The organism is Salinimicrobium oceani (assembly GCF_012037645.1).
On sequence record NZ_JAAVJR010000880.1, the window covers coordinates 1 to 398 of the forward strand.

Annotated in this window: 1 protein-coding gene; it reads left to right on the top strand. The window is 39.7% G+C overall.

Going from position 1 to position 398, the window contains the following annotated elements:
• The first annotated feature begins 29 nt into the window (after positions 1-29).
• Entirely contained in the window at positions 30-362 is a 333-nt protein-coding gene (locus HC175_RS19860; protein ID WP_168024449.1) for a single-stranded DNA-binding protein, read from the top strand.
• The last annotated feature ends 36 nt before the right edge of the window (positions 363-398 follow it).

Consider the following 398-nt stretch of genomic DNA (forward strand, 5'->3'; position numbering starts at 1 on the left):
TAAAACATAAACCTTTAAAAAAAATAGTCATGAATAATCTAAGAAATAAAGTACAATTGATCGGGAATGTGGGAAACACTCCTGAGATCTACACCTTCGATTCCGGAAAAAAGAAAGCGAGGTTTTCTATTGCCACCAATGAAACCTACAAAAACGCCAAAGGAGAAAAAGTTACAGATACGCAATGGCATAACGTGGTGGCCTGGGGTAAGACTGCCGAGCTTATTGAAAATTATGTCCCAAAAGGAAAGGAAATCGGCGTGGAAGGTCGGTTAACCAGCCACAGCTATGAGGACAAGGACGGGGTAAAAAAGTATGTAACCGAAGTGATCTGCAATGAGGTACTGCTTCTCGGAAAATAATGATCTGTCAAACATAATTCACAGTATTATGAACAC

Excerpts from the sequence above, each read along its gene's own strand:
- HC175_RS19860 (WP_168024449.1), top strand. The coding sequence starts at position 30 with ATGAATAATCTAAGAAATAAAGTACAATTGATCGGGAATGTGGGAAAC.